Consider the following 12696-nt stretch of genomic DNA (forward strand, 5'->3'; position numbering starts at 1 on the left):
CACTCCTCCAGGGGGATCTCTCCTCCGAACGCTAGACCCCGCCACTGACAGCGGCCATCGGACGCTCCCGCGTCCTCAGATCCCCGGCCGGTACCGCATCGGATGGTCGGCCGGCACCTCCACCAGCACGATCCTGATGCCGTCCGGATCCGCGATCCACATCTCGACCAGACCCCACGGCTCCTTCACCGGCGGACGCACGATCTCGACGCCGTTCGCCACCAGCTCCTCGTGCGCCGCGCCGGCGTCCGCGACCTGCAGCCACAGCTGCACGGAGGGGGAAGCGGGAGCGTCCGTGCGCCCAGAGACCTCCAGGAAACCGCCGCCCAGGAAGTAGACCGTGCCGCGCTCGGGGCCCGTACCGAACTCGCGGTAGACGGGGAGGCCGAGTTGCTCGCCGTAGAAGGCGCGGGAGCGCTCGGGGTCGGTGGGGTGGACAAGGGTACGACTGCTCAGTACGTGCACCATGCGGCCGGAGCGTAGTGCCACCCGGAGCAGGAACCCCGCACCCCCGGACCACCGGTCGACCGGCGTCCGACCGGCGGCGATAGGGTCGTGCCCGGCTCAGCCTGCCCGAGATCGGAGAACCCGCCCATGGAGAACGCCGCAGCCGGACTGACCTTCCGCGACGCCACCGACGCCGACGTGGACGTACTGGTCGCGCTGATCGAGTCGGCGTACCGGGGCGATGCCAGCCGGGTCGGCTGGACCACCGAGGCGGACATCCTGGAGGGTCAGCGGACCGACCCCGAGGGCGTCCTCGACGTCATCAAGGCGCCGGACGGCAAGCTGCTCACCGTCGAGCGGGACGGCCGGGTCGTCGCCTGCTGCCAGCTGGAACACCGCGGTACCCACGCCTACTTCGGCATGTTCGCGGTCAGCCCCGACCTCCAGGGCGCCGGGCTCGGCAAGGTCGTCATCGCCGAGGCGGAGCGCCGGGCCCGGCAGGACTGGGGCGCCACGGAGATGCACATGACGGTGATCTCCGTGCGCGACGACCTGATCGCCTGGTACGAGCGACGCGGCTACCGCCGTACGGGAAAGATGACCCCGTTCCCGTACGGCGACGAGCGCTTCGGTATCCCGCAACGCGCCGACCTGCAGTTCGAGCTGCTGGTCAAGCCGCTGGTGTGACACACACCGCCGGGATGACGGCTCATGCGGTGAAGCGGGCGGTGCGCTTGATCTCCGGGTAGTCGGTCGTCGCGCCGTCCAGCTGGAGGGCGCGCACCAGCCGCAGGTGGTCCTGGGTGTTCACCACCCACCCGATCACCCTGAGGTCCGCCTTGCGGGCGTGCTCGACGACCTCCAGGGTCAGCCGCCGGATGTTGAGGCAGAGGGTCGCCGCCCCCGCCTCCTGGGCCCGCTCCACCACGTCGGTGCCGTAGCGGCTGGCGATCAGCGCGGTGCGCACCCCCGGCACCAGCCGGCCGATCTCGGCGACGGCCTCGTCATGGAACGAGGACACCTCCACCCGGGACACCAGGTCCCGCCGCTGCATCAGCCCGGCCAGTGCGCGGGCCGCCGCCACGTCCTTGATCTCGGCCTGCAGCGGCGTCCGTACCGCGTCCAGGACTTCCTCGAACACCGGCACCCGCTCACCGCGGCCCGCGTCCAGGGTGCGCAACTCCTCCAGGGTCTTCTCGGCGATCGGGCCGGTGCCGTCGGTCGTGCGGTCCACCTCCGCGTCGTGCATGACGACCAGGGCGCCGTCCTTGCTGAGGTGCAGATCGAGTTCGATCAGGTCGAGGCCGGCCTGCTGGGCGGCGACGAAGGAACGGAGGGTGTTCTCGGGCTCGACGCCCATGACTCCGCGGTGACCGATGGTAAGGAAGTTCAAGATTCAACTCGCTTCCGTCGACGGCGGCGGTGGCTGCACGCGCGCGGACCGTACGACGGGACGTCGCTGTCCACGCGGCTGGGCGCAGCCTAATGGCCGTTCGTCGCGATGAACCCGTACGTACACCGAGGATTGGCGCGCCGGGCGCGCGGTGTCTGGCTCGTGCCCCCGTCGGCGGTCACCCGGGGGTGGGCGCGTCCCGCCGCGTATTGACCGGCCGGATCCATGCGCCGCCCCGGAGCTGACACTTCATTATCGGTCGCAGTGAATGTGAGCGCCCTCACGGTTTCAGACGGGAAAAAACGCGGTGAAGGAAGGGGGTCGCAGGATAATTTCCCGAAGTCCCCCTTGCTGGGAGAAAGCTCGTATGCATACGGTGTCCTAACGCGAGGTTCTCCCGTGAAGGATGGGTCATGACGGAAATTCTTGTGCAGCTGGGTTCGGAGGAACAGGTTCCTCCCGTGACCAGGGTGGTGGAGCACCCGGCATGGCCCGTGCTCAAGGATGGCGTGGAGCGAATCCGGCCATGGCAGTCCAAGGACGGGTCGATCGACTTCGACGCCGAGGGCGCCCCGGCACGTGCCGACGCCGGGCGGGCCGTCGACGCGGTGATCGCCGCCGTCGAGGAGCTGGCCCCGCTGCTCCCGCACGACGCCGACTACCACCGCGCGCTGGTGACCGACCTGCGGCGCTGGGCCGTCGGCGGCTTCCAGGTGCCCGACTTCCTCGACTCGCTGCTGGCCTTCCAGCCCGCCGCGAGCCGCGCGGACGGCCTCCAGCACCTGGTCGTCTTCCCGATGTACACCCAGAACGGCAACCCGGACCGCAACCTGGAGGCGGTCGTGCTGCGCATGGTCTGGCCCGACTGGCTGGCCGAGCTGGAGCGCACCCGCTACGACAACCCGCTGTTCTGCGGTATCACGTTCGAGGACTTCACGGCCGGCTACGACACCAACTCCGCCGTCCTCTTCCCCGAGACCATCGCCGTACGCCAGGCGCCGGAACGATTCTCCTGGGGCGGTATCTTCTGCGACCGCGAGGCCGCCCGCTTCCGCCGGGTCACCGACGCGGCCGTGGACCTCCTCGGCCTCGAACTTCCCGAGGACATCGCGGCGATGGTCCATGACCAGAAGCGCTGCGAGGAGGCCTTCGTGCTGTGGGACATGGTCCACGACCGCACCCACAGCCACGGCGACCTGCCGTTCGACCCGTTCATGATCAAGCAGCGCCAGCCGTTCTGGATGTACGGCCTGGAGGAGCTGCGCTGTGACCTCACCGCCTTCAAGGAGGCCGTGAAGCTGGCGTCCGACGGCGTCCCGCAGGCCCGTGACGTGCAGTACGCGGTCCTCTTCGACCGCATGTTCCGCTTCCCGGTCACCGGCGACCGCGTCCGCAACTACGACGGGCTCGGCGGCCAGCTGCTCTTCGCCTACCTGCACAAGCACGACGTGGTCCGCTGGACCGACAACAGGCTCTCCATCGACTGGGAGCGCGCCCCGCAGGTCACCAACCAGCTGTGCGCCGAGATCGAGAAGCTCTACCGCGACGGCATCGACCGCCCGAAGCTCGTCCACTGGTTCGCCGGCTACGAACTGGTCGCCACCTACCTCGCCCCGCACCCCGGCTCCAAGTGGGCCAAGGGTGCGGACGCCCTCGACCTGACCCTGCCGCCGCGCAAACTCGTGGACGACGTGCTTCCGGACGAGTTTCCGCTGAGCATGTTCTATGAGGCCCTGTCCAAGAAACTGAAGAACGTGATCGCCGCAACCAAGGGCATCACGGCGGACAGCGCCGAGCCGGTCGCCGCGTGAGCGACAGTCTCCGGAACACTGCTCAAGAGGGGAAGCACATGGCGCACAACGGGTCTCTCAGTGGTGCGGTGATCGCGGTGGCCGGGGCGGGCGGACCCGCCGGGCGGGCCACGCTGTTGCGACTGGCCGAGGCCGGCGCGACCGTCGTCGGGGCGGACAACGATCCGCAGCGGCTGTCGGAGGCGGTGGACGCGGCTCGCTACGCGTCCGGTGGCGCGTCGGTCACCGGTGACACGGTGGATCTGCTTGACCTGCAGTCCACCCGGGACTGGGCCACCCACATCGAGAAGGGCTTCGGTCGCGTCGACGGTCTCGTCCACCTGGTCGGCGGCTGGCGCGGCAGCGAGACCTTCGCCAAGACCAGCCTGGACGACTGGGACTTCCTGGAGCTGCTGCTGGTCAAGACCGTGCAGCACACCTCCCTCGCCTTCCACGAGGCGCTGCAGCGCAGCGACCGCGGTCGGTACGTTCTGATCAGTGCCGCCGGTGCTTCCCAGCCGACCGCCGGTAACGCCGCCTACGCCGCGGCCAAGGCCGCCGCCGAGGCATGGACGCTTGCCATGGCCGACTACTTCCGCAAGGCCGGGATCTCCGACGGCGCCGAGGGCCCCACCTCCGCGGCTACGATCCTGGTGGTGAAGGCGTTGGTGCACGACGCGATGCGCGCCGAGCGACCCAACGCGAAGTTCGCGGGCTTCACGGACGTCAAGGACCTGGCCGAGGCCGTCGAGGGCGTCTGGAGCAAGTCCGCCGCCGAAGTGAACGGAAACCGTCTGTGGCTGACCGAGAAGCCGTGAACCCTCCGAAGACCGACGCGCGTCGCCACCACGACCCGGAGGTCCGCGGTTTCGCCAGTGACAACTACGCCGGAGCCCACCCCGAGGTACTGGCCGCCCTGGCCCTCGCCAACGGCGGCCACCAGGTGGCGTACGGCGAGGACGAGTACACCGAGAACCTCCAGCGGATCGTCCGCAGCCACTTCGGCGCGACCGCGGAGGCCTTCCCGGTCTTCAACGGCACCGGCGCCAACGTCGTCGCGCTCCAGGCGGTCACCGACCGCTGGGGCGCGGTGATCTGCGCCGAGAGCGCGCACATCAACGTCGACGAGGGTGGCGCCCCCGAGCGCATGGGCGGGCTCAAGCTGCTCACCGTGCCCACGCCCGACGGCAAGCTCACCCCGGAACTCATCGACCGGCAGGCGTACGGCTGGGAGGACGAGCACCGTGCGATGCCGCAGGTCGTCTCGATCACCCAGAGCACCGAGCTGGGCACCCTCTACACACCCGACGAGATCCGCGCGATCTGCGAACACGCCCATGAGCACGGCATGAAGGTGCACCTGGACGGCTCCCGGATAGCCAACGCGGCGGCCTCCCTGAACGTCCCGATGCGCACGTTCACCAACGCCGTCGGCGTCGACATCCTCTCCCTGGGCGGCACCAAGAACGGTGCCGTGTTCGGCGAGGCGGTCGTGGTGATCAACCAGGACGCCGTCAGTCATATGAAGCACCTGCGCAAGCTGTCCATGCAGCTCGCCTCCAAGATGCGCTTCGTGTCGGTCCAGCTGGAGGCCCTGCTCGCCAAGGACCTGTGGCTGCGCAACGCCCGGCACGCCAACGAGATGGCTCAGCGGCTCGCCGAGGGCGTCCGTGCAGTGCACGGCGTGGAGATCCTCCACCCGGTGCAGGCCAACGGCGTCTTCGCTCGGCTCCCGCACGAGGTGAGCCTGCGCCTGCAGAAGCGCTTCAGGTTCTACTTCTGGGACGAGGCCGCCGGAGACGTGCGCTGGATGTGCGCCTTCGACACCACCGAGGAGGACGTGGACGCGTTCGTGGCGGCCCTCAAGGAGGAGATGGCGCGCTGAGCGTCCAGCATCAGCTGTGCATAGATATGCGGCCACCTGGAAAGTCATTGACTCCCGGGTGGTCGCATTTCTATGCTCTGCAGCCATGGAACTGATCCAGAACACCGCTGACCTGTCCGCGTACTTGGCCGCTGACGAGGCCATCGACCACCACCATCCGGTGGTCCGGGAGACGGCCGCCCGGCTGACAGCGGGAGCCGAGGACTCGTATGCCTATGCGCGGGCCGCGTATGAATTCGTACGGGACGCCATCCCGCACTCCGCCGATGTCGGCGATCCCCGTGTCACCTGGCGGGCCTCGGACGTGCTGGAGCAGCGCACCGGCATCTGCTACGCCAAGGCCCACGCCCTCGCCGCTCTGCTGCGCGCCGAGGACATCCCCACGGCCCTTTGCTACCAGCGACTGGCGGACGACGACGGAGCCGGTCACGCCGTGCACGGACTGGTCGCCGTCCGCTTCGACGGAGCCTGGCACCGGCAGGACCCGCGAGGCAACAAGCCCGGCGTCGACGCCGCGTTCTCCCTCGACGGTGAGCGGCTGGCCTGGGTCCCCGACCCGGAGTCCAATGAGATGGACTATCCGGTCCTGTACGCTGAACCTCACCCGGTCGTGCTCGGCGTGCTGAAAGCGGCACCCGACCGCCCGTACCTGTGGAAGACGCTCCCCACCGCACTCTGAGGCAAGGCAGATGACTCTCACGCTCACCGTGTCCGACGAGGTGCGCGCCCTCGCACCCGGCTTCACGCACCTCGCGATCGAGGCCCATGGACTGGTCAACGGGCCCAGCACCGGGGCGAGTTCGGTCCTCCTCGACGACGCGGCACGGCGTCTCGCCGTACGCCTCGACGGGCACGCCCCGCACGAGGACCCCCACATGGTGGCCTGGCGCGCGGCCTACACGGCGTTCGGCTCCAAGCCGTCCCGCACCCGGAACTCCGCCGAGGCGCTGGCCAAGCGGGCCCTCGCGGACGGCGGACTGCCCCGCATCAACCTGCTCGTGGACCTCTACAACGCCATCAGCGTCGCCCATCTGATCCCCGTCGGCGGCGAGGACCTCGACCTCATCCAGGGCGGGATGCGCCTTGTGCGCGCCACGGGCGAGGAGGACTTCGTGACGGTCGCGGGCGGAGAGGAGGCCGTCGAGCACCCGGACGCCGGCGAGGTCGTGTGGTGCGACGAAGCGGGCGTCACCTGCCGGCGCTGGAACTGGCGCCAGGGTCCCCGCACCCGTCTGACCGAGCGGACGACCTCGGCCGTGTTCCTCCTGGAGAGCCTCGCCCCGATGTCGGTGGCCGAGGTCGAGTCGGCGGGGACTGAACTCGCCGAACTGCTGGAGAAGTTCAGCCCCGGGGCGCGAATCGAGATGCGGGCACCCGAGTCGGCGGGCTGAGGCTCAGATCGCCTCCGCCGCCTTCAACTGCTCCTGCGTGGGCGCCGTACCGCCGAGATGGGTCGGGAGCCACCAGGTGTCGGTCGTGTCCTTCGGGCGGGCGGGGTAGGCGCGCTGGGCCGCGTCCAGCAGGTCCTGGACGCAGTCGCGCAGGCGGCGGGTGATGGCGCCCGCGTACTGGTCGCGCGGGGCCTCGACCGGCTCGCCCACCCGGATGGTGACGGGGATGTGGCTGCGCTTGAAGTTGCGCGGCTGGCCCTTGGTCCACAGCCGCTGCGTGCCCCACAGGGCCATCGGGATCAGCGGGACGCCGGCCTCCTGGGCCAGGCGCGCCGCGCCCGACTTGAAGCTCTTCAGCGTGAAGGACTGGGAGATGGTGGCCTCCGGGAAGACCCCTACGATCTCACCGGACTTGAGCGAGTTCAGCGCGTGCTGGTAGGCCGCCTCGCCCTGCTGGCGGTCCACCGGGATGTGCTTCATCCCGCGCATCAGCGGACCGGAGATCCGGTGCCGGAAGACCGACTCCTTCGCCATGAAGCGCACCAGGCGCTTCTGCGGGAGAGCCGCCAGACCGTCGAAGACGAAGTCCAGATAGCTGATGTGATTGCTCACCAGCACTGCGCCGCCCGAGCGCGGGATGTTCTCCGACCCCTGGCAGTCGATCTTGAGGTCCCAGACCTTGAACAGCGTCTTGGCGAAACCGATGACGGGATGGTAGACCAACTCGGCCATGGGCGGGGCGGACCCTTTCTGCTCTGCCTGGGAAAGGGGTTCCCGGCGGGAAGTTACGCAGCCGTAGGTTTACGGCGTATCGCAGATCGTGCCCGAAGAACGGACGGCGAGCCAGCCCTGGTGCCCCGGAGTGGCGAGATCCTCGTCACGTCGGCCTATGATCCACCTCGGATTTTTACCTTCCTTTACTCCGCGCGTACTGTGAATCGGCGGACGAGCAGGAACATCTCGCACCCCAGGCAGTACCCGAACGCCGCGTTCAGGAAGGCCGCGGCGAGCGCGATTCCGGTCGCCGCGAGACCCAGCCAGCCGGGACCCAGCGCGAAACCGACCAGACCGAGTCCCGCGAACACCAGTCCCACCGCCTGGGCGAACCGCGGGGGTTCCGGTGGTTCGAACTCCGTAGGGGGAGTGAGCCGCGGTCGTACGACCGTCCGGAACGCCCGGCCGTACGGCGAACGGCTCACGCCTCCGGCCGCGCCGAGCGCGAACGCCAGGGTCTGCCAGGCGAGGATCCAGGGGCTACGGGTGATCAGCGCGGCGGCCAGCACGACCGTCGTCACCGCCGCCGCAAAACGCGGCCCACGTGCGTCGATGTCCATGAACCAAGGATTCCGTCCCGAAGGCCGATACGGGAGGCGGGAATCTTTGCAGTCTCGTGAACGCTGGTCCCAGTGGCGAGCAGCGTCGTGAAAGCTGGTGCGGTGATGACCGGACTGGTGATGTGCGTGGCGGTGCTCGCGGCGGCGAGCGTCTACGGAGTGCTGCACAAGCGGCGGAGCGGGAGGGTACGAGTGCGCGGGCGGGACGACGGCAAACGGCTCGGAGCGGCTGACCTCGGTGAACTGGGCGGCGAACTCGGCGGGCGGGCAACGCTGGTGCAGTTTTCCAGCGCCTTCTGCGCCCCCTGCCGGGCCACCCGGCGGGTGCTGGGCGAGGTCGCCGCCATGGTCCCCGGGGTCACCCACGTCGAGATCGACGCCGAGGCCCACCTGGACCTGGTACGCGAACTGCAGATCCTCAAGACGCCCACCGTGCTGGTGCTCGACGCGGACGGCCGGGTGGTGCGCCGGGCCACCGGACAGCCCAGGAAGGCGGACGTCATCGCGGCGCTGGGAGAGGCGGTCTGACGGACGTGCCGATGACGGTGAGGCAGCTCCCATATCCCAGAACGTACTTGACTGGATGTACCACCTATCGTCAGCCTGACCGTATGTCTCATGAACTCCTTCTCCTCGGGCGGGTCCACGTCGACCTGGCCCGCACCGCGAGCGCGCGCTGTCCGGGTCGCTGAACAGACCAGGACCTGAACGCCGCCTCCCCCAGAAGGACAACCCCATGACGGCCACGCCCGGCCTCGGTACCCCTCAGCTCGCCTCTCCCGACCTGCTCCGCTCCGCCTTCCGGCGGCACGCCGCCGGAGTCGCGGTGATCACCGCCCGCGGTGCCGGCGGCCCGGTCGGCTTCACCGCCACCTCCCTCACCTCCGTCTCCGCCGAGCCCCCGATGCTCTCCTTCGGCGTCGGTACGGGCGCCTCCAGCTGGCCCGCGATATCCGCCGCCGAGCACATCGGCGTCCACATCCTCGGCGAGCACCAGGCCGAACTCGCCGCCACCTTCGCCCGCAGCGGCGCCGACCGGTTCGGGGCGCCCACCGGTTGGCGCGAGGGCCACGCGGGGGTCCCGGTCCTCGACGACGTGCTGGTCTGGCTGGTGTGCCGGATCGTCGCACGGGTGCCGGCCGGCGACCATCGCATCGTGCTCGCCGAGGTGGTCGTGGGAGATCCCTCCCGCGCCGGCCGCCCGCTCCTGTACCACCAGGGCGGTTTCAACGGACTGCGCGACTGATCACACGCCCCTCATTCTGCGCAGGCGTCGAGTTCCGATTACGCTGCGTTGCGAAGCTCACAGTTCAAAGCGCTTGCTTAGCGGGAGAGAACTGGGTGTACTGGCGAGTAATATTTCGTTCGGAGCGCGCGGTCGCCCCGACCGGGATGAGCCGCTTGGGGCGCCTATGCTGCCTTCAAGAGGCAGCCCAGAAGAGACGATGCAGTAGGAGAGCCGGCGTGAGTCTGAGGATCGTTGTCACTGTCAAGTACGTGCCCGACGCCACTGGCGACCGGCACTTCGCCGATGACCTGACCGTCGACCGTGACGACGTGGACGGTCTGCTCTCCGAGCTGGACGAGTACGCGGTCGAGCAGGCGCTGCAGATCTCCGAGAACTCCGACGACGACGTCGAGGTCACCGTCCTCACCGTCGGTCCGGAGGACGCCAAGGACGCGCTGCGCAAGGCGCTGTCGATGGGCGCGGACAAGGCGATCCACGTCGAGGACGACGACCTGCACGGCACCGACGCCATCGGTACCTCCCTGGTGCTGGCCAAGGCGATCGAGAAGGCCGGCTTCGACCTGGTGGTCTCCGGTATGGCCTCCACCGACGGCACCGCCGGTGTGGTCCCGGCGCTGCTGGCCGAGCGGCTGGGCGTTCCGCAGGTCACCCTGCTCTCCGAGGTTTCCGTCGAGGACGGGGTGGTGAAGGGGCGTCGTGACGGCGATGCCGCGTCCGAGCAGCTGGAGGCCTCCCTGCCGGCGGTCGTCTCGGTGACCGACCAGTCGGGTGAGGCCCGCTACCCGTCCTTCAAGGGCATTATGGCCGCGAAGAAGAAGCCGGTTCAGTCCTGGGACCTGTCCGACCTCGACATCGAGGCCGAGGAGGTCGGCCTGGAGGGCGCCTGGACCAAGGTCGAGGCCGCCACCGAGCGCCCGGCCCGCACGGCCGGCACGATCGTCAAGGACGAGGGCGAGGGCGGCAAGCAGCTCGCTGAGTTCCTGGCGGGCCAGAAGTTCATCTGAGCCCAGCAGTCGCTGACCGCCCCTCAACTTTCGCAAGCAGGAGAGCATTCCCATGGCTGAAGTCCTCGTCTACGTCGACCACGTGGACGGTGCCGTCCGCAAGCCCACCCTCGAGCTGCTGACCCTGGCCCGCCGGATCGGTGAGCCCGTCGCCGTCGCGCTGGGCAACGGCGCGGCCGACACCGCCGCCACCCTCGCCGAGCACGGCGCGGTGAAGGTCCTCACCCACGACGCGTCCGAGTACGCCGACTACCTGGTCGTTCCCAAGGTGGATGCGCTGCAGGCCGCCTTCGAGCAGGTGTCCCCGGCCGCCGTGCTGGTCCCCTCCTCCGCCGAGGGCAAGGAGATCGCCGCCCGTCTGGCGCTGCGCATCGGCTCCGGCATCATCACCGACGCCGTCGACCTGGAGGCCGGCGACGAGGGCCCGGTGGCCACCCAGTCGGTGTTCGCCGCGTCCTTCACCACCAAGTCCCGTGTCGCCAAGGGCACCCCGGTCATCACGGTCAAGCCCAACAGCGCCGCCGTCGAGGCCGCCCCGGCCGCCGGCAGCGTCGAGGCCCTGAACGTCACCTTCTCCGACAAGGCGACGGGTACGAAGGTCACCGGCCGGACCCCGCGTGAGTCGACCGGGCGTCCGGAGCTGACCGAGGCCGCGATCGTGGTCTCCGGCGGCCGTGGCGTCAACGGCGCCGAGAACTTCGCGATCATCGAGGCGCTCGCCGACTCCCTCGGCGCCGCTGTGGGCGCCTCGCGTGCCGCGGTCGACGCCGGTTGGTACCCGCACACCAACCAGGTCGGCCAGACCGGCAAGTCCGTCTCCCCGCAGCTGTACATCGCCAACGGCATCTCCGGTGCGATCCAGCACCGCGCGGGTATGCAGACCTCCAAGACGATCGTCGCGGTCAACAAGGACGCCGAAGCCCCGATCTTCGAGCTGGTCGACTTCGGTGTGGTCGGCGACCTCTTCGACGTCGTCCCCCAGCTCACGGAGGAGATCAACACCCGCAAGGGCTGATCGCCGCAGGACTGTCCGAGGCCCCCGTGATCGACACCGGTCACGGGGGCCTCGTGGTGTCAGCGCAGGCTCAGTGAGGCCTGCACCGGGAGATGGTCGCTGGGGAACTGACCGTGCATCGAGAAGGTGTTGATCGTCGCCTGGTGCGTGGTCGCACCCGGCGAGGTCAGGATCCAGTCGATACGGTCGCCGTCCCGCTGGAGCCTGTGGTAGCCGTGGAAGGTGCCGTACAGGGTGCTGCGCCGCTCCGCCGCCTCCCAGGTGTCCAGGAGCCCGGAGCCCACGAGGGTGTCGTAGGCCGGGTTCTTGTGCGCGGCGGCGTTGAAGTCGCCGGTCACCACGACCGGCAGCGCGGGGTCGAACTCCGCGATCCGCTGGGTGAGCAGGGTCGCGCTGCGCTCGCGGGCGTACTGGCTCCGCTGGTCGAAGTGGGTGTTGGCGACGTAGAACTCCCGGCCGCCGTCGGCGAGATCGCGGAAGCGGACCCAGGTGACGATGCGGGGGAAGGCGGCGTTCCAGGTGTTGGAGCGGATGACCTCCGGGGTGTCGGAGAGCCAGAAGGTGTAGTGCTCCACAGGGGCCAGGCGCCGGATGTCGTAGTAGATCGCCGTGGACTCGTCCCGGCTGCCGCCCTCGCGGCCGGTGCCGATCCAGTCGTAGTGCGGTCCGAGGTCGGCGTCGATGTCGCGCAGCTGCTGGTAGAGGCCTTCCTGGGTGCCGATGACCTGGGGGTGCGCGCGGTGCAACAGCTCGCGCATCACGGGTCGGCGGTCGGCCCAGCTGTTGGGTTCGGCGGTGCTCGCGTACCGCAGGTTGAAGGTCATGACGTCGAGCCGTGGTGCGCGCCGCGGCGGGGCCGATGGCGTCGCCCGGCCGGCCCGCAGGGTCGCGAACGGCACGGAGGAGGCGGACGAGGCGGAGATCGCGGCGCTGGAGAGGGGCACGGTGACCGCCGCAGCCAAAAGGACCTTCAGGCCCAGACGGCGGGTGACTCGGCGCTGGTTCGGCACGGGGGCTCCTTCGGTGGCGAGGGCCGGACGAGGCGTGCGTAAGGCGAGTCCTGCGCAGAGAGTGTGCTACCCAGGTGTGAGTCGAGCGTGAACATGCCCAGATGGGGGCGTGTCGCCCCGTGGACATGGTGTTGACCATCCCGAAGGCGCCCGGATAACTTCATTCAACGGATTGTTG

15 protein-coding genes are annotated in these 12696 nt (G+C 69.4%); 10 read left to right on the forward strand and 5 right to left on the reverse strand.

The features are described from left to right. Window positions 1–75: 75 nt before the first annotated feature. On the reverse strand, window positions 76–468 hold the full coding sequence (locus ACZ7OO_RS24830) for a VOC family protein (RefSeq protein ID WP_471507738.1): 393 nt from the start codon (window positions 466–468) through the stop codon (window positions 76–78). Window positions 469–594: 126 nt separating this feature from the next. Between ACZ7OO_RS24830 and ACZ7OO_RS24835 the strand changes: the two genes are divergently transcribed. Next, entirely contained in the window at window positions 595–1134 is a 540-nt protein-coding gene (locus ACZ7OO_RS24835; protein WP_471507740.1) for a GNAT family N-acetyltransferase, read from the forward strand. Window positions 1135–1156: 22 nt separating this feature from the next. Here the strand turns inward: ACZ7OO_RS24835 and ACZ7OO_RS24840 are convergent, their stop codons facing one another. Then, window positions 1157–1840, reverse strand: a complete 684-nt coding sequence (locus ACZ7OO_RS24840) for a glycerophosphodiester phosphodiesterase (protein ID WP_471507742.1) — start codon at window positions 1838–1840, stop codon at window positions 1157–1159. Between the two features lie 413 nt (window positions 1841–2253). On the opposite strand from ACZ7OO_RS24840, the gene ACZ7OO_RS24845 reads away from it, so the two are divergent. The 5 genes from ACZ7OO_RS24845 to ACZ7OO_RS24865 all read left to right on the forward strand — a co-directional run bounded on the left by ACZ7OO_RS24845 (window position 2254) and on the right by ACZ7OO_RS24865 (window position 6906). Beyond that, entirely contained in the window at window positions 2254–3651 is a 1398-nt protein-coding gene (locus tag ACZ7OO_RS24845) for a DUF6421 family protein (protein WP_471507744.1), read from the forward strand. A 38-nt stretch (window positions 3652–3689) separates the two neighbouring features. Beyond that, the gene (locus tag ACZ7OO_RS24850) at window positions 3690–4448 is read left to right on the forward strand and encodes an SDR family NAD(P)-dependent oxidoreductase (RefSeq protein ID WP_471507746.1); all 759 of its coding nucleotides are present in this window, start codon (window positions 3690–3692) and stop codon (window positions 4446–4448) included. Further along, window positions 4445–5515, forward strand: a complete 1071-nt coding sequence (locus tag ACZ7OO_RS24855) for a threonine aldolase family protein (RefSeq protein WP_471507748.1) — start codon at window positions 4445–4447, stop codon at window positions 5513–5515. Before ACZ7OO_RS24850 ends, ACZ7OO_RS24855 begins: the two co-directional genes overlap by 4 nt. An 85-nt stretch (window positions 5516–5600) precedes the next feature. Next, window positions 5601–6194 (forward strand): transglutaminase-like domain-containing protein, encoded by a 594-nt coding sequence (locus tag ACZ7OO_RS24860; RefSeq protein WP_471507750.1) that lies wholly within the window; start codon window positions 5601–5603, stop codon window positions 6192–6194. 10 nt (window positions 6195–6204) lie between these two features. Next, window positions 6205–6906 carry a B3/B4 domain-containing protein gene (locus tag ACZ7OO_RS24865; protein WP_471507752.1) on the forward strand — a complete coding sequence of 234 codons (702 nt, stop codon included), beginning with the start codon at window positions 6205–6207 and terminating at the stop codon, window positions 6904–6906. A gap of 3 nt (window positions 6907–6909) precedes the next feature. Here ACZ7OO_RS24865 and ACZ7OO_RS24870 read toward each other — a convergent pair whose 3' ends face one another. Together ACZ7OO_RS24870 and ACZ7OO_RS24875 are read right to left on the reverse strand one after the other, a co-directional pair. Then, window positions 6910–7638 carry a lysophospholipid acyltransferase family protein gene (locus ACZ7OO_RS24870; protein WP_471507754.1) on the reverse strand — a complete coding sequence of 243 codons (729 nt, stop codon included), beginning with the start codon at window positions 7636–7638 and terminating at the stop codon, window positions 6910–6912. Window positions 7639–7823: 185 nt separating this feature from the next. Beyond that, on the reverse strand, window positions 7824–8240 hold the full coding sequence (locus tag ACZ7OO_RS24875) for a DUF4395 domain-containing protein (protein ID WP_471507756.1): 417 nt from the start codon (window positions 8238–8240) through the stop codon (window positions 7824–7826). Between the two features lie 105 nt (window positions 8241–8345). On the opposite strand from ACZ7OO_RS24875, the gene ACZ7OO_RS24880 reads away from it, so the two are divergent. The 4 genes from ACZ7OO_RS24880 (at window position 8346) to ACZ7OO_RS24895 (ending at window position 11508) form a co-directional block, all read left to right on the forward strand. After that, entirely contained in the window at window positions 8346–8768 is a 423-nt protein-coding gene (locus tag ACZ7OO_RS24880) for a thioredoxin family protein (protein WP_471507758.1), read from the forward strand. Window positions 8769–8976: 208 nt separating this feature from the next. Next, complete coding sequence (locus ACZ7OO_RS24885) at window positions 8977–9486, forward strand: flavin reductase family protein (RefSeq protein ID WP_471507760.1); 510 nt, start codon at window positions 8977–8979, stop codon at window positions 9484–9486. Window positions 9487–9704: 218 nt separating this feature from the next. Next, complete coding sequence (locus tag ACZ7OO_RS24890) at window positions 9705–10493, forward strand: electron transfer flavoprotein subunit beta/FixA family protein (RefSeq protein WP_352222822.1); 789 nt, start codon at window positions 9705–9707, stop codon at window positions 10491–10493. Between the two features lie 52 nt (window positions 10494–10545). Continuing rightward, window positions 10546–11508, forward strand: a complete 963-nt coding sequence (locus ACZ7OO_RS24895) for an electron transfer flavoprotein subunit alpha/FixB family protein (protein ID WP_352222823.1) — start codon at window positions 10546–10548, stop codon at window positions 11506–11508. 59 nt (window positions 11509–11567) lie between these two features. On the opposite strand, the gene ACZ7OO_RS24900 is transcribed toward ACZ7OO_RS24895, so the two are convergent. Next, window positions 11568–12518 (reverse strand): endonuclease/exonuclease/phosphatase family protein, encoded by a 951-nt coding sequence (locus tag ACZ7OO_RS24900; protein ID WP_471507762.1) that lies wholly within the window; start codon window positions 12516–12518, stop codon window positions 11568–11570. Window positions 12519–12696: the final 178 nt, after the last annotated feature.

It is taken from the genome of Streptomyces sp. NPDC111744, assembly GCF_055634995.1.